At 42.7% G+C, this 23,398-nt stretch carries 26 protein-coding genes and 1 other RNA gene; 10 read left to right on the forward strand and 17 right to left on the reverse strand.

All coding sequences use genetic code 11. The features are described 5' to 3' along the window. Window positions 1–142: 142 nt before the first annotated feature. Window positions 143–277 (forward strand): hypothetical protein, encoded by a 135-nt coding sequence (locus tag J2Z69_RS19310; RefSeq protein WP_281069404.1) that lies wholly within the window; start codon window positions 143–145, stop codon window positions 275–277. A gap of 37 nt (window positions 278–314) precedes the next feature. On the opposite strand, the gene J2Z69_RS11250 is transcribed toward J2Z69_RS19310, so the two are convergent. From J2Z69_RS11250 to J2Z69_RS11260, 3 genes are all read right to left on the reverse strand, one after another. Further along, window positions 315–1,730, reverse strand: coding sequence for a L,D-transpeptidase (locus J2Z69_RS11250; RefSeq protein WP_209862278.1), 1,416 nt, complete (start codon window positions 1,728–1,730; stop codon window positions 315–317). Window positions 1,731–1,920: 190 nt separating this feature from the next. Continuing rightward, complete coding sequence (locus J2Z69_RS11255; RefSeq protein WP_209862281.1) at window positions 1,921–2,163, reverse strand: ferredoxin; 243 nt, start codon at window positions 2,161–2,163, stop codon at window positions 1,921–1,923. Window positions 2,164–2,295: 132 nt separating this feature from the next. Further along, entirely contained in the window at window positions 2,296–3,582 is a 1,287-nt protein-coding gene (locus J2Z69_RS11260) for a DNA polymerase IV (RefSeq protein ID WP_209862284.1), read from the reverse strand. Window positions 3,583–3,721: 139 nt separating this feature from the next. Between J2Z69_RS11260 and cimA the strand changes: the two genes are divergently transcribed. Next, window positions 3,722–5,341, forward strand: coding sequence for a citramalate synthase (gene cimA / locus J2Z69_RS11265; protein ID WP_209862287.1), 1,620 nt, complete (start codon window positions 3,722–3,724; stop codon window positions 5,339–5,341). 116 nt (window positions 5,342–5,457) lie between these two features. Here the strand turns inward: cimA and J2Z69_RS11270 are convergent, their stop codons facing one another. After that, on the reverse strand, window positions 5,458–6,036 hold the full coding sequence (locus J2Z69_RS11270; protein ID WP_209862290.1) for a TlpA family protein disulfide reductase: 579 nt from the start codon (window positions 6,034–6,036) through the stop codon (window positions 5,458–5,460). A gap of 130 nt (window positions 6,037–6,166) precedes the next feature. Between J2Z69_RS11270 and J2Z69_RS11275 the strand changes: the two genes are divergently transcribed. Further along, complete coding sequence (locus J2Z69_RS11275) at window positions 6,167–6,631, forward strand: M67 family metallopeptidase (protein WP_209862293.1); 465 nt, start codon at window positions 6,167–6,169, stop codon at window positions 6,629–6,631. On the opposite strand, the gene J2Z69_RS11280 is transcribed toward J2Z69_RS11275, so the two are convergent. Genes J2Z69_RS11280 through J2Z69_RS11290 form a run of 3 tightly spaced genes read right to left on the reverse strand, consistent with a single transcriptional unit; the run spans window position 6,605 to window position 9,846 of the window. Continuing rightward, window positions 6,605–7,339 carry an exonuclease domain-containing protein gene (locus tag J2Z69_RS11280; protein ID WP_209862295.1) on the reverse strand — a complete coding sequence of 245 codons (735 nt, stop codon included), beginning with the start codon at window positions 7,337–7,339 and terminating at the stop codon, window positions 6,605–6,607. The two genes, J2Z69_RS11275 and J2Z69_RS11280, sit on opposite strands and share 27 nt — an antisense overlap. Next, on the reverse strand, window positions 7,336–8,406 hold the full coding sequence (locus tag J2Z69_RS11285) for a DUF294 nucleotidyltransferase-like domain-containing protein (RefSeq protein WP_209862298.1): 1,071 nt from the start codon (window positions 8,404–8,406) through the stop codon (window positions 7,336–7,338). Before J2Z69_RS11285 ends, J2Z69_RS11280 begins: the two co-directional genes overlap by 4 nt. 42 nt (window positions 8,407–8,448) lie before the next feature. Further along, window positions 8,449–9,846 carry an ammonium transporter gene (locus J2Z69_RS11290; protein WP_209862301.1) on the reverse strand — a complete coding sequence of 466 codons (1,398 nt, stop codon included), beginning with the start codon at window positions 9,844–9,846 and terminating at the stop codon, window positions 8,449–8,451. 266 nt (window positions 9,847–10,112) lie between these two features. On the opposite strand from J2Z69_RS11290, the gene J2Z69_RS11295 reads away from it, so the two are divergent. Together J2Z69_RS11295 and J2Z69_RS11300 are read left to right on the forward strand one after the other, a co-directional pair. Beyond that, entirely contained in the window at window positions 10,113–10,562 is a 450-nt protein-coding gene (locus tag J2Z69_RS11295) for a MerR family transcriptional regulator (protein ID WP_425355000.1), read from the forward strand. 24 nt (window positions 10,563–10,586) lie between these two features. Continuing rightward, window positions 10,587–11,267 (forward strand): zinc metallopeptidase, encoded by a 681-nt coding sequence (locus J2Z69_RS11300; RefSeq protein WP_209862304.1) that lies wholly within the window; start codon window positions 10,587–10,589, stop codon window positions 11,265–11,267. A gap of 115 nt (window positions 11,268–11,382) precedes the next feature. Here the strand turns inward: J2Z69_RS11300 and gltC are convergent, their stop codons facing one another. Both gltC and J2Z69_RS11310 read right to left on the reverse strand, forming a co-directional pair. Further along, on the reverse strand, window positions 11,383–12,300 hold the full coding sequence (gltC, locus tag J2Z69_RS11305; protein WP_209862307.1) for a glutamate biosynthesis transcriptional regulator GltC: 918 nt from the start codon (window positions 12,298–12,300) through the stop codon (window positions 11,383–11,385). Window positions 12,301–12,349: 49 nt separating this feature from the next. After that, the gene (locus tag J2Z69_RS11310) at window positions 12,350–12,964 is read right to left on the reverse strand and encodes a rhomboid family intramembrane serine protease (RefSeq protein ID WP_209862310.1); all 615 of its coding nucleotides are present in this window, start codon (window positions 12,962–12,964) and stop codon (window positions 12,350–12,352) included. 107 nt (window positions 12,965–13,071) lie between these two features. Here J2Z69_RS11310 and tpx point away from each other — a divergent pair, with 107 nt between their 5' ends. Then, a complete protein-coding gene (gene tpx, locus J2Z69_RS11315; RefSeq protein ID WP_209862313.1) occupies window positions 13,072–13,590 on the forward strand; it encodes a thiol peroxidase in 519 nt (172 codons plus the stop codon). Window positions 13,591–13,720: 130 nt separating this feature from the next. Here the strand turns inward: tpx and J2Z69_RS11320 are convergent, their stop codons facing one another. From J2Z69_RS11320 to J2Z69_RS11350, 7 genes are all read right to left on the reverse strand, one after another. Further along, complete coding sequence (locus J2Z69_RS11320) at window positions 13,721–14,116, reverse strand: DUF1499 domain-containing protein (protein WP_209862316.1); 396 nt, start codon at window positions 14,114–14,116, stop codon at window positions 13,721–13,723. Window positions 14,117–14,313: 197 nt separating this feature from the next. Continuing rightward, window positions 14,314–15,144 (reverse strand): cysteine ABC transporter substrate-binding protein, encoded by an 831-nt coding sequence (locus J2Z69_RS11325; protein WP_425355005.1) that lies wholly within the window; start codon window positions 15,142–15,144, stop codon window positions 14,314–14,316. 76 nt (window positions 15,145–15,220) lie between these two features. After that, on the reverse strand, window positions 15,221–15,967 hold the full coding sequence (locus tag J2Z69_RS11330; protein ID WP_209862323.1) for an amino acid ABC transporter ATP-binding protein: 747 nt from the start codon (window positions 15,965–15,967) through the stop codon (window positions 15,221–15,223). An 18-nt stretch (window positions 15,968–15,985) separates the two neighbouring features. Then, window positions 15,986–16,666, reverse strand: a complete 681-nt coding sequence (locus J2Z69_RS11335; protein WP_209862325.1) for an amino acid ABC transporter permease — start codon at window positions 16,664–16,666, stop codon at window positions 15,986–15,988. After that, entirely contained in the window at window positions 16,647–17,339 is a 693-nt protein-coding gene (locus J2Z69_RS11340; RefSeq protein ID WP_425355001.1) for an amino acid ABC transporter permease, read from the reverse strand. The genes J2Z69_RS11335 and J2Z69_RS11340 overlap by 20 nt, the downstream gene beginning before the upstream one ends. Window positions 17,340–17,494: 155 nt before the next feature. Beyond that, window positions 17,495–17,684, reverse strand: a non-coding RNA gene (gene ssrS / locus J2Z69_RS11345) — 6S RNA. A 70-nt stretch (window positions 17,685–17,754) separates the two neighbouring features. Next, window positions 17,755–18,516, reverse strand: a complete 762-nt coding sequence (locus tag J2Z69_RS11350) for a YesL family protein (protein WP_209862328.1) — start codon at window positions 18,514–18,516, stop codon at window positions 17,755–17,757. A 175-nt stretch (window positions 18,517–18,691) separates the two neighbouring features. On the opposite strand from J2Z69_RS11350, the gene J2Z69_RS11355 reads away from it, so the two are divergent. After that, on the forward strand, window positions 18,692–18,790 hold the full coding sequence (locus J2Z69_RS11355) for a YjcZ family sporulation protein (RefSeq protein ID WP_209862331.1): 99 nt from the start codon (window positions 18,692–18,694) through the stop codon (window positions 18,788–18,790). A gap of 65 nt (window positions 18,791–18,855) precedes the next feature. Here the strand turns inward: J2Z69_RS11355 and cshA are convergent, their stop codons facing one another. Beyond that, on the reverse strand, window positions 18,856–20,478 hold the full coding sequence (gene cshA, locus J2Z69_RS11360) for a degradosome RNA helicase CshA (protein ID WP_209862333.1): 1,623 nt from the start codon (window positions 20,476–20,478) through the stop codon (window positions 18,856–18,858). 269 nt (window positions 20,479–20,747) lie between these two features. Here cshA and J2Z69_RS11365 point away from each other — a divergent pair, with 269 nt between their 5' ends. The 3 genes from J2Z69_RS11365 (at window position 20,748) to J2Z69_RS11375 (ending at window position 23,379) form a co-directional block, all read left to right on the forward strand. After that, on the forward strand, window positions 20,748–21,602 hold the full coding sequence (locus J2Z69_RS11365) for a YitT family protein (RefSeq protein WP_209862336.1): 855 nt from the start codon (window positions 20,748–20,750) through the stop codon (window positions 21,600–21,602). Window positions 21,603–21,773: 171 nt separating this feature from the next. Continuing rightward, on the forward strand, window positions 21,774–21,962 hold the full coding sequence (locus J2Z69_RS11370; protein ID WP_209862339.1) for a hypothetical protein: 189 nt from the start codon (window positions 21,774–21,776) through the stop codon (window positions 21,960–21,962). Window positions 21,963–22,191: 229 nt separating this feature from the next. After that, window positions 22,192–23,379, forward strand: coding sequence for a putative glycoside hydrolase (locus tag J2Z69_RS11375; RefSeq protein WP_209862341.1), 1,188 nt, complete (start codon window positions 22,192–22,194; stop codon window positions 23,377–23,379). Window positions 23,380–23,398: the final 19 nt, after the last annotated feature.

Here is a 23,398-nt window from a genome sequence, read left to right on the forward strand (position 1 = left end):
TCAAGTTTATCGTTTTCTTCGGCAAAAGAAAAGTTTTGAAACGAAGATTGTTCATCTTGTTCTGTGCCTAGAAATTTCATGAACTTCCCATTACAATAGATTTGTATGAATGATTTGTTTTATGAGAGGGGACCTGGGCCTAGTGTCAACCAAACGTATACCACCGACAATGCATCAGAAGAAGGAAGAGGTCAATAAAAAACTAATTATTTGGGTCAGTACTATTATAGGTGTCATCGTCGTAGCTCTCGTCGTGCTTCTTGCTGTGTCTAAATAAAACAATGAAGTAATCAACGATCGAATTAATTAATAATTTATGTTAGCCAATGATACGTTTTACGGGGATTTGTCTGCTCCTGTCGATCCGGTATGCTAAATTTAGATCCAGATTGAGGAGAAAGATGAGGCAAATTCCCTTTACCAATGGACACTTTGGTCCCCATGGGTACCATATCAAACAGTTCCTCTACGTCATCCTTACGCATACGAACACATCCGAGAGACTGATCTTTGCCTATGCTGTCCGGCGCATTCGTTCCATGGATAGCATAATTCGTATCTGATAATTGCATGCCTCGGCTTCCAAACTCCCCATTCGATCTTCCATTCGGGTTCATAACTTTATCTGTGATGTGATATATACCTTCTGGGGTATTGACTCCTCCCAGACCAATGGAATAACTCCTTAAGATAATATGTCCACTGACCAAAGCCAATTGATGTTGCGCTTTGTCGACGATAATTTCAAGAGGTTGATCAAAAAAACGTTGGGCCACTGCCGCGCGGTTTCCCTTGACGCCCTGCTCTTCGCTATTATTATTGTGATTTCCTGAGTCTAATGATGCCCCTGCCGCAGTAGAAGAATTAGTTCCTTTAGGCTGAGTTATCAAGGCAAATGCGGCTCGGAGTTCAGGACTGCGACCTGCCACCCAATTTTCTGGAAAAGGCTTAGTTAATGCATTCAGACTCTCAGGCATGCGTCCTTTTGCTTGTAAGTAGTGCTGAATCGCAGTATTAATAATGGCATTGGCCTCTTGCTGCACCGTCCAGACCTTTGCTAATTGTTGTAATGCTTTTGTCTCCGCCGGCTCACAGTCACAGACCTTCTGCTCTAGACTTTGTACCCTTAGTTCTCCTTTACTGGGGTGTTCAACGCTCAGTACGACGGGCATCTCCTGATGCCAGAGCAGCCAACTTCCTTGTTGGCGCATCGCAAGCACACCTGTTAGTCCACCAGAAGGCATACTACTCATAAATTCCCCGATTACGTCTCGATCGGAATTCACACGACCCCAAGCTTTAGCTGTAAAGTCTACGGCTATTCTATCAGCTCTCCCATCGTCATTCGTATAAGAATCTATGGTTAAAAGATCCCTTTCTATGTAAGCATCCATGGTCAGGTCGGAGTTATGATCTACATGCTTTGGTGCAGCAACCGATGGAATCCACAAGAGCTGTAGCAATACCACAGCAAGCCATGCGCGCCTTATTCTACGCGTCCGTCTCTCCTTATGGTCTGTCGCTTCCATTAATTTAGCCTGATATTCTTCCCATACTTCTGCTGGAACTTTGCTACTCTCAAATGCTTCATATATGTGACCGGCTTTGTTATAACAATAATTGGCTTTGCCGATTTGTTCATTTTTCTCATATTCCTTGCCTAGTAAATACCATGCCATCCGATTCTCCGGATGAAGTAGAACATATTTTTTCAAATAAGATAAATTCATATAAAACGCTCCAATCCTAGGCGATCCTTCCTTTCTATTATCGGTAAAATCAGACTAGATTGCAGTGCCCTCCTTAGTCCAAGGGAAGATCACGCGTTCGAATCCTATCAATTATGTCTTTGGATATACGCAAAAAAGGCATCTTCTGATCCCTAGGGGGAGAAAGATGCCTTCTGCGTAAATAATAAAATTAGCCTTCTTTATTGAATGGAGTATCTGCAATTTTGATAGAATCTGTAGGGCAACCATCACAAGCGTCCTGCAAATCATCATACAAATCTTCACCAATTTCCACGTTACCATGGTTGCTGTCGCTCTTGTAAATAACTTCAGCCAATCCTTCATCATCGTAATCATAAATATCAGGTGCTGTAGCGCCACATGCGCCACATGCGATGCATGTGTCTTTTTCAACCCAAGTATATTTTGCCATATTTATCTGCCTCCTGTATAAGACCGTACAAGTCCAATGCTTGGTTACCAACATGTTCAATATAATATAATATAACCACAATTTCAATGAATTTCACACTTTCAACAAGTGATAATCATTATCACAAAATACTCATTCCTCCCGATCTTCTCGTAGAAAATCGGTTTGTAGTGATGTACCGCGGATTTTGTGGTTACGGATGAGTGTAGAGGGGTCATCTCCTAGCATTCCTGCAGTGAGAATAGCGCTCTCACCAAACTTATCTCGAATTCGATCCATAGTCCGAGTTAGCTCTTCTTTTTTGGGTTGTCTCTCATAATCAAATAGATCCATCTGAAGAGCCGACTCCTCTTTGGGCACCAAATTTTGCAGTGTAATCCCAAGAAGACGTACAGGTCTTCCTTCCTTCCAATGCCTACGATACAGCCGGCAGGCCTCGTGATAAATCTCATCGGCGGATTCCGTAATTTGGGTCATGGTTTGAGAACGAGTAATGGTCTTCATATCTGGGGTTCGAATCGTAATCTGAACAGTCTGAGCCATCATATGCTGACGTCTCAGTCGCCGTGCCACTTGATCTGCTAGATTCAGCATCACCCGCTGCACTTCTTCTATTTGACTAATATCTCTTGGAAGCGTGGTTGTATGTCCGATAGATTTGTTCTTTTCTCGGTCTTCTCGGACAGGCGAATCATCTAGACCATGCGCAGCCTGCTTCATCCAAATTCCCATCACACCGAATCGTTCGCTCAGCAGTCGTTCATCGGCTGCAGCCAACTGACCAATAGTATAGATTCGTAAGCGTTGCAATTTTTCCGCCGTCTTTCCGCCTATACCAAAGAGCTCTCCACACGGCTTATCCCAAAGTAGCTTAGGAATGTCCCGCAACCGCAGAACAGTAATGCCATTCGGTTTTTTCATATCTGAAGCCATCTTGGCTAACAATTTGTTCGGTGCCACCCCAATCGAGCAAGGAAGGGAAAGTTCGCTCATAATCCGATCTTGGATCTCCTGGGCAATCTGCATCGGTGTTCCGAATTGCCTAGAACCTGTAATATCGAGATAACATTCATCTATGGATACAGCTTGCAGTAATGGTGTGTACCCATAGGCAATCTCCATAAATGCTTTGGAGTATTTCCGATATAAATGAAAATCAGGAGGAATGACAATCAAGTCTGGACATTTCCGGAGGGCCTGATGCACCTGCATCCCCGTAGAAATTCCTAATCTACGTGCCGTATATGAACTGGTCACGATAATTCCTTTACGTAGCTCTGAACTCCCTGCAACAGCCGTAGGTTTATTGCGATAGAGACGAGGTTCCTCCGCCTCATGAACAGAGCAATAAAAAGCATTCATATCTAAATGTAAAACAACACGTCCATTCGTTGGATAATGGGCATCTACACTTTTCAAATTGAGACCCTCCTTTCTACCAGATCCTCCCATGCAAAATATCGAAAACCATGTTACATTTAAAATAACTAATGATATAATATTTAATTATACCAAAAATGCTGATGTTTTTACGACTTTTGAAGGGGGATTCTCCAACATGTCAAAGGCCTTATCCATCTTCGATACCACTCTGCGGGACGGTACGCAAGGCGAAGGAATCAGTCTCTCTGCCGACGACAAGCTTAAGATCGCCACGAAGCTTGATCAGTTGGGTGTGCATTATATTGAAGGCGGAATTCCGGGAAGCAATACAAAAGATATCGAATTTTTTAGACGGGTAAAAGATTTGGGACTGCGCGCCAAAGTTACGGCTTTTGGCAGTACACGCCGCAAAGATAGCGTGGCTGCACAGGACGCCAACCTGAATAGGATTATTGATTCTGGTGTCTACGCGGCTACCTTAGTCGGGAAATCTTGGGATTTCCATGTTCACACTGCTCTCCAGACTTCCTTAGAAGAGAACCTCGCGATGATTTTTGACTCCATCTCCTACTTGAAACAGAAGGGTCTTGAAGTTATTTTCGATGCCGAACATTTCTTCGATGGCTACAAGCACAATCCTGAATACGCTCTCTCGGTAATGAAGAAGGCGGAAGAAGCTGGAGCCGATTGGTTGGTCATGTGTGATACCAATGGAGGTACTCTCCCTCACGAAGTTCATGGAATCGTATCCGTATTGTCTGAACGCGTGAAGCAGGCCATGCTTGGTATTCACACCCATAACGACTGCGAACTTGCAGTAGCAAATTCTCTAAGTGCTGTACAGGCGGGAGCTCAGCAAATTCAAGGAACCATCAATGGATACGGCGAACGCTGTGGAAATGCGAATTTATGCAGTATTATCCCCACACTACAATTGAAGATGGGTTATGAAGTGCTTGAGACTGACAAATTGGCCCAACTCACCAATACAGCTAGATATATTAGTGAAATTGCTAACGTTCATATGCCAAATAATCAGCCTTATGTCGGTACCTCTGCTTTTGCTCACAAAGGTGGCATTCATGTATCCGCCATCCTGCGAGATTCAAGAACTTATGAACATGTAGCTCCTGAGACTGTTGGCAATAAACAAAGAGTTCTCGTATCTGAGCTTGCCGGACAAAGTAATATCGTATCCAAAGCTCAGGATATGGGTATTGCCTTTGACCCTAGCCATGAGGATACGAAGCAAGTCATGTCCAAAGTTAAGGATTTAGAACATCAAGGCTATCAATTCGAAGCGGCGGATGCCTCACTGGAATTGCTACTTCGTGAAGCCAATGGAGAAATTACAGAATTGTTCGTCTTTGAGTCCTTCAAAATGTTGGTCGAAAAAACAGCAGGACGTCCTGTTGTCTCTGAAGCGTTCGTTAAGATCAAGATAGATGGCGCGAGTGTCTATACAGCAGCCGAGGGAAATGGACCTGTGAATGCCCTCGATAATGCACTTCGAAAAGCATTGATTAATTACTATCCACGCCTACAAGACATCCATTTATCCGATTATAAAGTTCGGGTGCTCGATGAAATGGATGCTACAGCATCCAAGGTGCGTGTGCTTATCGAGACAAGAGACCTCACATCGAGCTGGAATACGGTCGGCGTCTCTAGCAATGTGATTGAAGCCAGTTGGGAAGCTTTAGTGGATAGTATTCGCTATACGCTACTCGGACAGACTAAATTGCAAGGTCAACATGAAGTAGCTAGCGAACGAGGCGGCATTGTGAACCACTAATTCTAAAGCCAAACCAACTTAATAAAGAGCCGAATCAAGGATTTCCTGATTCGGCTCTTTGTTTTGCATCTTTAACTCGATTACACTTCTGTACTTCCTACTACGTTAAGTTAGAGTTATTTACTATCTACTAGCTTCATAAGCTTGAATTCAAGATCTTTGGCGGTTAAAGTTCCGATAATTACATCTTGAATTTTGCCATGGCGATCAATCAAAATATTCGTTGGAAAAGCAACCCCATTATATTGTTGATAAGCCTCAGCTTTCTCGTCTAGCAGTACTGGAAACGTGTACTTATACTTATCCACAAATTCTTTTGCATCTTTCAGCTTGTCATACATCGTTACATTTACACTATACACATCGAGATTCTGCTTGTATTTATCACTTAATCGAACAAGATCTGGGGCTTCTTCTTGACATGGACCACACCATGAGGCCCAGAAGTTGAGCAACATCGGCTTATCCCTTGAACCGCCTATAGAATATGTCTGTCCATTCAAAGCCTGTAAAGAAAATGATGGAGCATCGCTGCCTATCTTAAGCCCGCTATTTGCAGAAGCCGTAGCTCCTAAAGAACTAGGCTTAGACATCCATTGATCCCACCAAGACATAATTCCTTTATCCGAATTCTGATACAGCGCAATCGCTAGTAATAGAGCGACAACACTGAGTATCAAACCCATTCTTTTCATAATTATCTTTCCTTTACACTTGTTGTTAACAGCCCTTAAAAAGCAGGCCTAGTCACTCCTTCCTATTGTACCCTTATTTCATAATTTGTTACAATGACCTCATCATTTTCGATACAAAAAGGAGACTGTAATGAATTTTTCATTCGAATCGGATCGCATGTATACATTAAATGCATCCGTACGCCGCCAGTTGGTGACCCATTTATATAGAGAACTCCCAAATGAAGCTTGCGGAGCTCTATTGGGTAATTTGGATAACAACGTCCTACATATTGACCGACTCCAGCCTATACGCAATACTGCCGGAAATCCCAAGCACGCTTTTCATTTAGACCCATCGGGGTGGATATCCTGTAGCTTCCATCCTCACTTGATTGGCATATTTCATACCCATCCTACGTCTTCGCCTACCCCTTCAGCCGAAGATTTGATGCAATTACAATTGTTTGGAGAATTCATACACATTTATCTTATTGCTTCGCCTATAACTAAAAACGGTGAACCTGATGCGCTAATTCACGCCTATTCGGTCCACCGTAACCCACATAGTTTATACTATCTTGAACCTTTAATACTTACTCAAGAAAATGTATAAATCTCCTAAAGTCAATACATTTCTCAACTGTAGTTCTTCTAATAGACATGCCCACAAAGTTGCTGTCATCTTAGCATCTTGTAGCGCATTATGACGACGAGTAATTGGAATCTGATAAAAATTCAGCCATTCATCCAAACTCATAATTCCTAGATTTGGATTTAGCTTAGTAGCAATAATCATCGTATCCAGAACTCGGTGACTAAGACGAGTCTTAGATGTTTTCCAGAGCGCTTGATCCAGAAATGCTTTGTCATGACCGCTACAATGCGCAACGAGGACACGATCAGACACAAAAGTCATAAAGCCATGCAGTGCCTCTACCATGGGTGGTGCACTGCTGGCCATTTCCTGGGTAATACCTGTAAGCTCTAGGATAGAAAGAGGAATTGTACGCTCAGGCCTACTTAACAAATGAATTTCTTGTTCCTTATTCACACTGCCTTGCATGTTTATAGCACCAAAAGATAATATTTCATCACCATGCTGAGCATGAAATCCCGTGGTCTCTAGATCAAACACAGTTGTCTGTAACTCCGTGAGAGGAATATGAAGTGTCTCCGGACGACGTTGTCCTTTGTTAAGCGAACGGATAAAAGCAATCTGCTGCGCGCTCGGATGTGCATATAATGAATTCACATGTGAAAAAAAGCTTTTGCTTCGAAATGCGCCCCAAAAACCTCCACTCCCTGTATTTGGCTCTCTCATTTGCGCTTCCTCTCCCAAAAGCGATGCTGGCGCTGTAACGTTCGATACAACATTTTGATATTCCCAAGACTCCCTCGAAGTAGACGTAACGTCTCTCTCTGCCTCATAATAGTTGGGCTGAGGTAAGAACTGCCTTCTATCATCCCATCTTCCTTGACCCATGAAGTCATAGATCTCAATTGAAGTGCCGTAACGAAGGAACTTTGGCAAGCCTCTATCCCGGACACAGCTTCAAGCTGAATTAGTTTTTGCAGACGGTCTAGGGTGGATGTCTCGCGCAGACCATATTGGAGGGCCATACACCTTATTCCATTCACAAGAGGCATATATAGACCATACTTCATGTCGAAACTTCCTGCATGCTCCCCAAAAGACTCCGTAATCACCTGACCCAGTACATTTAGTCCAGCTTTGTGACGAACCGTATTTCTCAATAGTCCAGCTGTAAGTTCATCGCTTTGTTCCATTATCCTCAAGAAGTGATCAGACCAAGCAGCACTTAGCATAGCATCGCCTGCAATATGTCTAAGATCGGAAGCAATAGTTAAATATCTAACCGCTTCCCACTGCAAACTATTACGCCATCCTTGTAATTGCTGTCTCCAACCCGCTATATCTTTTCGCCACATCGGATTAATTGCCATGACCTGTCCTGGGCACGGAGGATACCCAGACTTTTCAAGTATCCTTACCAGCCGCTCAGCAAAAACATCAAAATATGGCGCAAGATCTCGCCCTCCACTATCCCCAATAATTAACCCATTGTCTTGATCACTCCAGAGGGTCTGTTCAGAGCGGCCTGCACTACCAAATACAACAAAGGCGTATGAAGTTGGCGGTTGACCGAACCCCTCGGCTTCCATCATCATCTCCGAAAGATATACCGCTCGATTCATTACCTCATCATGCATTTGATTGACCGCTCGGTTCCACTCTAGCACTGGCATCCTATTTCGTAGTTTAAGCAGTTCATTTTGTTCTTTCATCCGGGCTGCTCGCAATGAACGGGGAGAGGAAGCCGATCGAATGCCTGTATAATGAATATCCTTCACGGTTACTTCAGACATGATCTTGTTCCCCTCTCTTTGTTGGATTCTATAGTAAGTAAGTTACATACGTTGTGTCGACTTTGATGCTTGATGCTGAATAAGACTCATTTGTTCAGGATAGCCATAGGTCCCATGCTCACTAATATCCAGCCCCATCATTTCTTCTTCTTCAGTTACACGAATCCCGATGATATACTTCATAGCCCCAATTACTAAGAAGGACACGACAAATACAAATGCAAAAGTACCGAGTACGCCAATAGCCTGAATGCCTAATTGGCCTAAGCCTCCTCCATAGAACAATCCCGCCTTGCCTACACCTGTAGTAGCTACTAATTCTGGGGTAGCGAATAAGCCTGTCGACAGCGCTCCCCATACACCCGCCAGACCATGAACAGAGAAAGCAGAGATCGGATCATCAATTCCCGCGCGTTCTAACCACTTTCCAGTGAAGAAAGCGATAATGCCTGCTACGGCTCCAATGATTACGGCAGCCCAAGGAGTAACAAATGCGCAAGATCCCGTAATCGCTACGAATGCTGCTAATACCCCATTAAGCATGCTTTGAATATCGGACTTCCCTGCAACAGCCCAGGAGATGAATAATGCGGCAAGGGCTCCGGCAGCGGCGGCAATGTTCGTAGTAAGCGCAACATAACCAAAGAACCCATTCCCAAGTGGAGTCAAAGCACTTCCCGGATTGAAACCAAACCATCCGATCCAGATAATAATGACACCTAATACGGTCAACACTTGATTATGACCAGAGATTACATTAGGTTTACCTTCCTTATTATATTTGCCTAGACGAGGTCTAAGAAGAATTGTCGCTGCTAATGCCGCTGTAGCACCAGTTAAATGGACTACCGTAGAACCCGCGTAATCCTGCATACCCAAGCTTCCTAACCAGCCACCACCCCATACCCAATGAGCAACAATTGGATAGATGAAGACGATAAAGATCGTTCCAAAAATTATATACACGCTCAGCTTCGCTCTTTCAGCCATCCCGCCGCAAGCAATAGCGAGCGATACCGCAGCAAATGAAAGCTGGAATAAAAATTTCACATTTAATGAGACATCAGAAAAAGCTAATGACCTGAAGGATGCCGCTGCATCATCTCCGCTGAATAAGAACCCTGTCGTTCCCCAGAAGCTATTCCCGTTCCCGAATCCAAGGGCAAAGCCAGCAGCCCAGAAAGCAATTACAGAAATACCCAACGTAAGTACAGTTTTGCCTGCAACATGTCCGGCATTCTTCATCCGAACGGATCCTGCTTCAAGAAGTGCAAATCCAGCTTGCATGAAAAATACGAGCAGTGCTGCTAAGAATACGAATAAGGTATTAAGTCCCACCTGTAGCACAGGTGTCGTTACTTCATTCGCCGCAAATGCGGATACTGGAAAAGCTAAAACCAAAAACAAGGTAATCAGGCCGACTATCCACGATCTCTTCATTAACAACACACTCCCAATGTCATATTATCTAACATAGTTTCTCTGATTAATGTGATTATACGCTGGATTATTCTTGAATGACAATATATTTTTCATTAAATATCTAATAAAATAGTTTATATAACATGAAATGTAATGTATTATCTTATATTTTTTATATTATTCTACCTTATGAAAGTATGACGTTTGACTGTATACTTTAGAATCGTGTATCATACCTTTTATAAGGTGTAAATAGAGATATAGGAATGGAATATAGGGGAGGAATGATTGTATTGGAGGATATGAAGCTGTACCGCATAGGCGAACTTGCCAAAATTGCCGGTGTAAGTGAACGGACTATCGATTATTACACAAAAATGTCCTTGATCATTCCGGAGACACGCACACAAAAGAACTACAGGCTCTATTCTTCTGAAACCTTGAACAGGCTCGAACGTATTAATCAGATGAAACAAGAGAAATATACGTTGGAAGAAATACGAGCGAAGCTTGAACTTTGGAATGATGTTACTGACGAAACCGACGTCACTAACAAACTAAGCGCCTTGGAAATGCATATGCAGCAGCTTGAGCGGGAAGTGAAAGAACTTGAACCGATTATCTCACAACTGAAGCCCGGCCAAGCCAATCGCGCCTATACCCACTTGGTGCCCCAGAGCCTTGCTTGCATCGAAGCCATCCGTATTCTTCTCAATCATGGACCTTTTACTTAAAACTTACGGCTGGAGGAGTGTACTATGTATTTTGGTGGTATGTATATATTAATTATCGCGGCGTTCATCTTATCCTTATGGGCTCAATTTAGAGTTAAAGGTACCTTTAACAAATGGACCAAGGTTCAAAATTATCGGGGCATGACGGGGCAAGAAGCCGCAAGACATATGCTCGATACCAATGGACTCCACGATGTACCTGTTGAACCTGTGCGTGGAAGCCTGACTGACCATTATGACCCCATTCACCGTGTCGTGAGGTTATCTGAACCTGTCTATTATGAAAATACAATTTCGGCTCTCGCTGTGGCTTGTCACGAAGTGGGTCATGCGATACAGCATAAAGAACATTATCCGATGTTAGTGCTTCGTCACCGTATCTTCCCTGTAGTGAATTTCGCTTCAGGTATTGCTCCCTTCATGTTGCTTGCAGGCTTCATCTTTAGCTTCAACAACCTAATAGGACTAGGTATTATCTTTTTCTCCGTAGCTGTAGCATTTCAATTGATTACACTACCTGTAGAATTTAATGCCAGTAACCGCGCCCGTGAAGTCATGGTGTCTGAAGGTTATATTACGAATGAAGAGGAACGCGGTGTAGCTAAAGTCTTAAATGCTGCTGCACTTACTTATGTAGCTGCTGCTTTAGTTTCTTTATTGGAACTGATTCGCTACATTCTCATCTTCACTAACAATCGCGATTAATAAAATTAGCCTAATATAAAAAGAAAAAAGAACACTCTACCTTATTACAGGTGAGTGTTCTTTTTATATATCCATATCATTTTATATTTCTACATCATTTTATATTTCCATATCCTTATTTGAATTCATTCCTGCTATCTCCATGAACCTTGAAATACTCCAACAAAAAATTTCTAAAGGATTGAGCAACAAGAGGAAGTTTGTCATCCGAACGATGAATGAGGCCAATAGTTCTTGTGATTTTCGGCGCCGCGATGTGAACTCTTGCAGGCTGCAAGCGATGATTGGTCTCGTATAAGGCCATCTCAGGTAATATGCTTACGCCCATCCCTGCAGCTACAAGTCCGCGTATTGTATCTGTCTCTTCACTTTCAAATGCAATTTTGGGCGTAAAGCCCGCCTCAATACACGCTTTCCATACAATCGGCCTTAATGAATATCCTTCACTAAAAAGAATAAATGGTTCGTCTTTTAGCTGATTCAGATGAATTGTCTCTTCTCCAGCCAGAGGATGAGCCGAGGGTACAATCGCCACTAGTTCCTCGGTCAGCATAAGATTTCCTTCAACATGTTCATGACTCTCTGGAAAGGGAGAGATAAAAGCAAGATCCACTTCAGCACTGACTACATCACGAATGAGCGAGGGGAACATCCCTTGCTTGAACCGGAATTTGACATTAGGATAGCGTTTACGAAATTCGGCCACAAGGCTCGGTATGAGATGACTCCCTAAGCTATGAGGGAAACCTAGCCGAATTTCGCCTAATTCCGGATCTAAAAATTCATGCACCTCATCCACTGCACGATCCAAATCTTTGAGGATAGTCTCAATTCGACTACAGAACAGTTGCCCTACGGCCGTCAAATGAACATTTCTTCCCTTTTGAATAAATAAATCCACTCCCAACTCTTCCTCGAGTTGATGAATCTGACGGCTCACCGCAGATTGTGCCACATGAAGTTCTTCAGCAGCTTGGGTTACATGTTCTCGCTGAGCGACTTTCACAAAATATAAAAGTTGTCTAAGCTCCACTCTTTTTATCGCTCCATTCTTACTTCAACCTACTCCTAAACTTAACTGCCTATTTATATTCTTTTCGCCTGGACGGGGTCAATCGAACAAGTAACCCATAGATAAAGAATCCACCTATTAATCCCCCAAAATGCGCCACCCAGTTCACGCTGCTCATCGTGATTGAGAAGACAATTCCAACTATTAAAATGGCATATAACGTCTTGCGAGAAGACTCATCCATGAGAGAACGCTGAAAAAAGGCAATGTACAGAAAAGCTCCATAGACTCCATAGATGGAACCCGAAGCCCCCACAGTGAGTAGCAGGTCCATATTATGATTACTCATCGCCACACTTAATATATTGCCAATAACACCGCTAGCCAGATACAGTATCGCATATCTCCACCAGCCAAGCAGGCGCTCCAATGGCGGGGTAAAGACTAAGATAGCGAAGCAATTAAATAACAAATGTTCGAATCCACTGTGCAAAAATATGGAGGCTACGTGTCGCCAAGATTGATTAGCATATTCATCCCCATTCGTCACAGCTCCATACTTGAGTAGATCCCCTCCATCCAGTAGAACAAGTAAATACATCACCAGGTTAAGAACGAGAATAAGCGAAGTAACGGGGTACGAACGAACATAACTTCTCCAATTTTCATAACGAATAAAAATCATAAATTCACATCATCCTTTAGCCAATTGATTCCGAACAATGGACAAGCCCTTTTGTAAAAGATTATAATGGTTTTTGGTATGTAACACCAAATAAGGAGGAGATTCATTTGGCACAAGAACGTAAAGAAGTCGCTACATTCAAAGGCAATCCGATCACACTTTTAGGTCCTGAATTAAAAGTTGGCGATACGGCTCCTGATTTCACATTGAACAAAAATCTTGTGGAGACGGTTACCCTTCAAGATTATGCGGGCAAAATCAAACTCATCAGTGTAGTCCCTTCCCTTGATACAGGTGTATGTGACGCTCAGACTCGCCGTTTCAACGAAGAAGCCGATCGTCTTGGGGATAAAGTTACTATCCTTACAGTGAGTGCAGATCTTCCCTTTGCTCAAGCTCGCTGGTGCGGCGCTTCCGGTATTGAAGGCGTTATTACGCTTTCTGACTACAAAGATAACTCATTCGGAGAAGCTTATGGCGTGTTGATCAAAGAGTTCAGATTGGACTACCGTTCTATCTTTGTCGTAGATGCAGATAACACAATTCGTTACGTGGAATATTTGAACGAAATGACAGAGCACCCGAACTACGATAAAGCTTTGGAAGCAGTAAAAGAGCTTCTCTAATCCATCATAATGTTCAATATAAGGCCGGGGAGACAGCTCCCCGGCCTTATTGATGTACGTTTCATTATTGATGCTTCATTATTGATACTTTATTTTCATTATTGATGTATGTTTCGTATAAAGAAATAATCTAGGATTCTGTTGTTTTGTATTGGCTAAGTTTCTTGTCCAGCACGCCGAATAATTGAACAATATTGCGATAGTTCGAACCTAAATCTCCCATGGAACCCCGAGAAGCTGAATAAATATCTACAGCCGTTCGGGTCGGGCCCGCAGCAATCACAGATACTGTAATATCCATCATTCGGCCAAAAGAACTACGCTTTTCAAGCAACACTTCTCCAACAGAAGGCACTTCATGAAGCAGCTTGTATCCTGGCACCTTTTTTAGTGTTGAGGATACTTCTTCCCAAGCTTTTTCACGGGATAACTGATAATATCTGGTTTTGAGTTCAGGCATTTTAGGACGATCACTACTTGCTTCTTGACTGCGTAATACTCCAGCTATATTTCTTTTAAGTGACATATGTATTTCCTCCTCCACATCCCGGGACAATAATCATCATTAAAGGGTTTTCGATACCTATAGTGTACCATTGTTAGCCCCCAAACAAAAGGAAGCCTCTCCCCTTCGTCCCATGAACAGAACCGTATGCTAAGATGATCCAGGATTGTAAAAGAGCACTCACCTCCATAATCAGAAGGAGTGCTCGATAGGACGACTTATTGTGCTTTTCCACCTTCGATGACTAAGGAATCGGTAAATCCTTCACCATAGACTTTATTTAACGTCTCCTTGTAAGCCTGATGAATAAATTTTTCTTTGCCCAATGTTTCAAGCTCCGTATTAATCCAGTCCTTAAGTGCCGTGTTCCCTTTAGCGACTGCGGGAGCTATGGTATCTTGACCACCGAATTCGGGAATGGTGACGGTAAACCCTGGATTGGATTTAGCCCAAGCAATCACTTCCGTGTTATCGTTAGCAATCGCAGCACCCCGGCCATCTTTCAATGCAGCAAAAACCTCGGTGTACTGATCGAATTTCAGCAACTTGATATCGGGATTGTTTTTGGTAAAATAGGTCTCGGCCGTTGTTCCTTTGGCAACAATCAGCTTCTTCCCGTCAGCTTTCAATTGATCAATCGAAGTAATCGGTGCTTTATCTGGCGATACAATGCCAAAGCTTACTTTCATATAAGGATTGGCAAAATCCACTTTTTGTTTACGTTCATCCGTAACCGTGAAATTAGCCATAATGATATCTACTTTATTGGATTCTAGGTAGGCCACACGGCTAGCTGCATCTACCAGTACAAATTCAACTTTCGACTCATCCCCTAATAGATCTTTCGCAAATCTCCTAGCAATATAGACGTCAAAACCTTGATTTTTGCCGCTAGAATCTACGTAACCAAAGGGAGGTTTATCCGCAAATACACCAATTCGGATCTTCCCTTTCTGCTTCAGTTCCTCTATGGAAGCAAATTTTCCCGAGCTTGACTTCGTTCCTCCACCACTATCTTTGTTACTCCCACATGCGGTGAAGCTCACCATTAACACTACACTTGCCATAATGATTGACATCCGACTGACTAACTTCTTCATAATTCCTATCTCCCCAATCTACGTATTAATATTGAAAAATATCTAAAAATTGCTTCGCTCGCTCCGTTGTAGGATTCGTAAAAAAAAGTTCCGGCGTTGTTTCTTCGCAAATGAACCCTTGATCCATAAACACAATTCGGTCACCTACGGATCTGGCAAATCCCATTTCGTGAGTCACAATGATCATGGTCATACCTTGCCTCGCCAATCCTAAGATGACATCTAACACTTCTCTTACCATCTCGGGATCAAGCGAAGCCGTAACTTCGTCAAACAGCATCATTTCAGGCTTCATGCATAACGCACGGACAATCGCAATTCGTTGTTTTTGCCCTCCAGATAATTCTCTAGGATACGCCGATTTACGATTCAGCAATCCGACTCGTGTTAACAATTCTTCCGCGTGAGCCCTCGCCTCTTGCTTCTCTCTTCGCTGCACCTTCAGAGGTCCGAGTAAAATATTATCCATTACTGTCAGATGCGGAAAAAGCTCATAATTCTGAAACACCATTCCAATGTGTTGACGTATCTCTCTCCATACCGTCTTCCCCTTCGTCAAGGAATGACCTTGGTAGCTGATGTCCCCATGCTGTATCTCTTCTAATCCGTTCATACATCGAAGTAATGTACTTTTCCCACAGCCCGAAGGTCCAAGCACTACGACCACTTCACCTTTATGCACCGTCAAATTAATCTGACGAAGGACGGGGGTATCGCCATAATATTTTTCGAGCCCTTTAACTTCAAGTAAAATATTTTCGCTGTGTTCCAATGCCTTTTACGCCCTCCTTCATAAGCTGTGCCATTTAAGTTCATATTTCTTAGCTAGTCTAGACAAGGGATAGCAGATAATAAAATATAGAATAAAGATGAAACCATACACCCAAAACGATGCATTAGGTGCTTTAATTACACCGATTTCTATAATTTGCTGGCCAATTTTGACGACCTCAATAACGCCGATAAGTACCACAAGGGACGTCGTCTTGATCATTCGAGTAGCGAGATTAATCATGCCTGGGAGCACGCGTCGCACAGCCTGGGGAATTAAAATATAGCGGTACAACTGCATATAACTGAACCCCAGAGCTTTCCCTGTCTCCACTTGATGTCTAGGTAGAGATTCCAAAGCTCCACGGACTAAATCTCCCACTTCGGCGGCTCCCCATAGACTGAAGACAACTATCGAAGTGAACTCACCACTTACCTCGATCTGGAGCGCTGGCGTTAGCCCAAAATGCACAACCCATAACCAGACCAAAATTGGTATAATTCTGAACATTTCAAGGTATACCCTAAGCAGCAAACGAATGATTGCGGGTGCCGAAGTACGCAGTAACCCCATGATCCCTCCGCTCAGCGTACTAAAAATTATAGAGCTAAATGCTATTGTGATAGTCACCCCTAGTCCACCTAGCAATCGTTCAAAATTGGAGCCTTCAAACAATACCTCAACGCCCAAACTCTGCAAATCGGATCCTCCTTTCTAACCAGGTTAGCCCCATAGATAAAGGTAATAGAAGGATCAAGTAAGCCAAAACCAGCAACAATAACGCTTCTGTTGACTTATATTCCATCCCAATGAGATCTTTGGCCACGTTCATCAGATCCATTAAAGATATCGCCCCTACAATAGAAGTCTCTTTAAGAAGAAAAATGGCATTGGCCGAGAGAGAAGGAATACTTGTGGAAAAAGCTTGCGGAAGAATAACATGCCTAATTAATTGAGCTCTGGATAGACCGATACTTAATCCCGACTCCAGTTGAATTCTCCCCACAGATTCAAATCCGCTGCGAAAAGCCTCCGTCATATAGCTTCCTCCCAAAAAAGTAAGCCCGATAATAGCGCAAGACATCTCACTGAGAGGCAATCCAATCTTAGGCAAGCCGTAATACAAAAAATAGAGTTGAACTAACAAAGGGGTATTCCTCGATAGCTCAATATAAGCCTGAATAATTAACGATATTCCCTTCCATTTAAAGTGTAGGGCAATACTCAAGATAAGACCCACAAAAAGTGAGCACACTATGGAAAGGCCTGCCAATTGAAGAGTAAGACACATCGCTTCGTAATAAAGCGGGAGGCTTCTTTTCATAAAATCAAAATCCAACTGCAAATCTTCCACCCCAGTATGTAACACCATAATGTATATTACTTATTTTCCAATATTTAGATGAATGCGAATTAATTTTATTCCGATAATTCCAACTTGTCAACTATGTTTTAAATAATTAATGTGTACATAACAAAAAAGCGCCTATTATGAACAGAATTCATAACAGACGCTCAGATGTAATTGTTAATCCCGCTTATGCCGTCCGGTCACCTTGTCTTAGAACCTGCATTGGCAGGTGGGTGATCTCAAAAGCGATTGTGATGTCCCCATATCCTATAGATAGGGCTTATCAGTAGCGCTTCAATTTGTTCTCCCGGAACATCATCATTGGTTCAAAACAATGAATAACCGCAACGCACATCGCAGGATGTATTGTTATTATAGTAGCTCCATTTACAATTGTAAACTCGGTGTAAGTTAGAAATTGTTGGGAATTATTTTTTTATTTCACCGTTCCCTTATCTTCTGTATCTGACAACCCTGCTTCTCTGGCTTCTCTAAGTTGCTCGGCTTTTAATTGCATCTTCATGTACGTCCCGTAGAAATTAAAGAAGGCCACACACGCAGTGAGACTCGCAAAGCCAACTACAATAAAGACGGGAAATCTATAAGTGATCATACCCAGTACTATAACGATGAGGACCGTTGAAAATACTCGGAAAGGCCGCACCAAGGTCAGCAAAATTGAATTTTTGATTACTTGTACAATTGTCATGTGATAATGAACTAAGGTGGAGAAGAAGTTGAACATGGATACCAAAATAAGAAGTAAAAAGACAAGCATAACCATGCCAATCACTTGGGTATTGTTCAACTGTGTCATATACACTTTGTAATCTATAATCATAATTACAGTGAGGAGTGTATAGAACACACCGCCAATCATACTATATTTGTAATTCTCTTTGTACGCTTTAAAATATGTTTTAAAGATAGGCACATCTGGATCTCCCATTATCCACTTCCTAGTTAATGCAAACAAAGCAGCCGTCGCTGGGAATAGTGTAAACGGTGCCAAAATTGCCATGAGCCATAATGTTAAATTCTCGGTTTGATTTGGTGATTGCGCGAGCAGTAACAACTTGGTAAATCCAATAAATAAAAATGGTATGGAACACACCAACCATAACAAGTTGCTTACAAATATCCTGGTAATCCATTCTGTAATTTTGTATAAACCGCCCATCAGGCCTTTATTTTCCAATTTGTCTCCCCCTCTGAGTAACGCATGTATATGTAGTTTAACTATACTCCATTCAAGACCTTGATTCCAGCGCCTATTTATGAACGTTCTAGGTTATTGTCTAGTCAGAACACAGCACACATCCATAAACTACCTCGTAACTGATAAACTTCGATTTACCAAAGGAGGAAACCTCATGTCCTATGCAGGTGGAGGATACGGCGCTTGGACTTCAACAGGTGCAATACTAGTTCTGTTCATTCTTTTGGTCATCATTAGCAGAACATTTCTCTAAGATGGTACACATGACAGAACAAAGAAGACGAAGTGAACTTCACTTCGTCTTCTTCGATGTTCATTTTAGTTATCGGTACGTGTTGAAGATGGACGACGCTCGCTGCTACCACCAGTACGAGGTTTGCGATCAGACGCTCTGTAGTCACGAGTGCCTTCTCCACGGCTATTATAACCACTGTTATTGTAACCGCCTTTGCCACTACCATAACTGCTGCTACCGCTACGGTTGCTACTGCTGCTACTACCTTCGCGGCGGTATGATCCACCACCACTGCTGCCATTGCTGCTTCCACTACGGTTGCTGCCATAGCTACCTGATGGCTTGCGGCCATTGGAGCGAATGTCTGGCTTACGACGTTTCACACGAATTGGTTCTTCTGGAGTCAATTCAATGTTGGACCCTTCATTCTTATCACCAGTCACGAGCTTAAGTGCTGCAGAGAGCAAGTTCACAGAATCATATTGTTCCAACAATTGAATCGCAATGCCTTTGTATTCATTAAGGTCACCACTGTCTACAAGCTCAATTAGACGCTCTGCAGTGATGCGTTGTTTGCCTTCAATCGCTTCAGCAATACTTGGAAGCGGCTTACGAGTAATACGGTGACGTGTAACACGCTCAATAAAGTGTAAGTGATCCATCTCACGTGGTGTAACGAAGGAATAAGCTGCTCCCTCTTTACCCGCACGTCCTGTACGACCAATACGGTGTACATAGCTTTCAGGATCTTGTGGAAGGTCAAAGTTCACAACGTGAGTTACGCCGGATACATCGAGACCACGCGCAGCAACATCTGTCGCTACGAGAACATCGATACTTCCATCACGGAACTTACGCATTACTGCATCCCGTTGGTTTTGTGACAAGTCACCATGAAGACCATCTGCAGAATATCCACGCTTGGACAAAGCTTCTGCCAATTCATCTACACGACGTTTTGTACGACCGAATACGATAGCAAGTTCTGGAGATTCCATATCAAGCAAACGGCTCAGTGCATCAAATTTTTGACGCTCATGAACTTCAAAGTAAGCTTGGTCAATCAGTGGTGCACTAACTTGTTTTGGAATTACTGAGATATGCTCAGGATTTTTAAGGAATTGTTGAGCCAACTTTTGGATGTTGGTAGGCATTGTTGCTGAGAAAAGCATAGTTTGACGTTCTTCGGGGACAAGCTTCAGAATGGATTGGATATCTTCCATGAAGCCCATATCCAGCATTTCATCCGCTTCATCGAGGATTACAGTCTGAACATCATCAAGCTTAATGGTTTTGCGGTTAATGTGGTCAAGGAGACGACCTGGTGTACCGATGATGATTTGTGGTTTCTTTTTCAAGGCACGAATCTGACGAACAATATCTTGACCGCCATAGATTGGAAGGGAACGAATACCTTTGAAGCGGGACAATTTGCCGATCTCTTCAGCAACTTGAATCGCAAGTTCCCGAGTTGGAGCCATAATTAAAGCGACGATACGTTCTTCTTCACGTGCAATCTTATTAATAAGTGGAAGACCGAATGCTGCTGTTTTACCTGTACCTGTCTGTGCTTGACCAATCAGATCTCTGCCTTCAAGAGCAAGAGGAATGGATTTCGCTTGAATCGGAGTGGCTTCCTCGAAACCTAGTTCTGTAATGGCTTGTAATACCTTCGGCTCTAGGCCAAATTCTGTAAATGTACTCAAATTGTTTAAGCTCCTTCTATATAGTGGACAAATCCACAATCTTGACGTTATTCTTAAGTAGCGGTAAACGTTTATAGGCTGTCCTATACCGTCAAAAAATTTCATAGCTGACCGAATGTAACAGCTGGAAATTGTCCCTTACGGTACTAAACTTTACCGTTTCTTTTGAAACATGTTCCGTGACACATATATTCATTAAAATGGAATTCCATCCCTACTCAAGAATATCTCAAAACATTATAGCACAAAACAATCTTGGAACACCAGTTATGCATCTAGACCATTTACGTGAGGTGAAACCTTTGTTTAAAACTATCAGCCAATGTTTAACTGTAATTTTTGGCGCTGCTCTCATCGCCTTGGGTTTCAACCTTTTTTTAGTTCCACACCAGCTCTTAAGCGGCGGTGTATCTGGACTCGCCATGCTTACAGGCTACTTTACCAATTTCCAAATCGGAACCTTATACTTTGTATATAATATCCCACTCCTAATTGCAGGTATGTTTCTTTTGGGCAAAAAATTCATTGGACTCAGCATTCTAAATGTTGCTGCAACGACGTGGCTCATTGCGGTTATTCCTGTCACGCCTGTCGCTACAGATCCACTACTCGCTTCTGTATTCGGAGGTGTTATTGTCGGACTGGGAAGTGGTATATCGTTCCGAGCGGGAGGTTCATCCGGTGGATTTGACATTCTGGGGTCTATTATTACTAAATACCGTGACTTCCCTGTAGGAAGTGTACTCGTCTCCTTAAATGCATTAGTCATTGTCGCTATGGGTTATATGAATGGAAATTGGAACTTAGCTTTATATTCCATGATTTCCATCTATCTTAGTGGTAAAGTACTCGATTTTGTATATATTAGTCATATCAAAGTAACCCTATTTATTATTACTAATAATACGGACGATCTCTTACAAAAGTTGTTGCAACTACCTCGGGGTGTCACGCTAATTAAGACAGAAGGTGCCTTCTCCCACAAGGAAAAGGATATGCTCATGACTGTCACTACTCGTTATGAACTTGCTGAACTGCGCGAGATTATTCGCAAGTCAGACCCTGGTGCTTTTGTGAATATTGTAGAGACACTAGAAGTTATGGGCTCATTCCGCAGGGGTTAAATGCCTCTGGTGCAGCCCCCCTTGTTCTGTGTTATGATTAGCTTGTGACTTTAGCTCATTCATGTGATGTAGGATTTACCCTTTGTTTTCACAGGTTCTGGCTTTCCCGCTACAAGACGAATGATTCTTTTACACGAATGATTCTGGGAGGAAAGGGTGATTGTTGTGGACATGGAAACGGTAAAACTTTCACAGATTGTATTAAAGTGGTTCCCGGATATGATGCCGGTCTTCAATCCTGATGAGCTGAATTCAAATATTCTGCTCCGAGATGGCTTCACCGTCCTCGAACCTGAAGATGCATTAGAGATCATCCATTACAGCATTTGTGAGCACCAAAGCTCCGGGCTTCTTAATTGATTGAGAACAACTTAAGCCGCTTCTCAGACCTTGAGAATGTGGCTTTTGCTTTTTCATCCTTCTTTTCCATTAAACAACAATGCTTATTCGCGTTTGAAAACGATCAATTTTGTTTAAAGAGGAAAGGATAAGTGGGCCATCCAACTTAGAAAATGACAAACCTGTTGTTTTTCGGACTTGTCCATTTCCGTTATACTGAAGCTAACGCACAAAAGGGAGAGATTTATGCATGAACTTACTCTGGACATTTTTATTGCTCGCCGTCGGCACTTCTTCTGGTGCTCATCCACCAGCAGCCGCACATGATCAAAAAGCTACACTTTCAGGAATTTTAAAATCATCCTATCAATCGTACCAAGCTACACAGTCTACTCCAGTTGGTGCTGGAACTACGGCCGTTACGAAATCCGATCCTCAACAGAATGCTCCACAAGTTAAAGGAATTTATGTCACAGCCTACAGCGCAGGCGGAGCTAAAATGAGTCAATTGCTGGATCTGGTCGACAAAACGGAATTAAACTCCATGGTTATTGACTTGAAAGACGATGCTGGTTACATAACGTATCCTTCTACTAATCCTGACTTACTTAAATATGGTAAACCTCAACCTTTCATCAAAGACATTAAAGGACTTATGACAAAGCTTGAACAACATAAAGTCTATCCTATTGCACGAGTCGTTGTTTTTAAAGATACCATCCTAGCTAAAAAGCATCCCGAACTGTCCTTTGTGAATCAAGACGGCAGCCTCTGGAAAAATGGTAAGGGTGACAGTTTCGTCAGTCCTTACAGCAAAGAAGTATGGGATTACAATGTCGCCATTGCCAAAGAAGCCGCTGCACTGGGCTTCAAAGAAATCCAATTCGACTATGTGCGTTTCCCAGAAGGATTTGAGAAGCGCGCTAACACGCTTAAATATGCCAAAAATGGCGATATGAGTCGAGTCGATGCCGTCACCTCATTCGTTAATTATGCACGAAAACAGTTAGAGCCGCTGGGTGTTCGAGTATCGGTAGACATCTTTGGTTATGCGGCTTCTGTCCCCGCAGCGGAGGGGATTGGCCAAGATTTCGTCAAGATCTCTAACAATGTAAATGTCATCTCACCGATGATCTATCCAAGTCATTACTCCACGGGTTGGTTCAAAGCTAAGGACCCCGATCGAGCGCCGTACCAAGTGATCAAGGGCTCTATGGTCGACACACACAAAAAACTAGATCCTCTAGGCGACAAAAAACCGATCATTCGTCCTTGGATTCAAGATTTCACAGCTAGCTGGCTCGGAAGCGGTCACTATACGAAATATGGCAAAACTGAAGTAGAAGAACAAATACGCGCACTCAATGAAATGAATGTTGAAGAATATCTGCTTTGGAATGCGAATAACCGTTACACTCCTGATGTAAATTATAAATAAGCACCACAGCCCTTATACA

The organism is Paenibacillus shirakamiensis, from assembly GCF_017874255.1.
In the GTDB taxonomy this organism is placed as follows: domain Bacteria; phylum Bacillota; class Bacilli; order Paenibacillales; family Paenibacillaceae; genus Fontibacillus; species Fontibacillus shirakamiensis.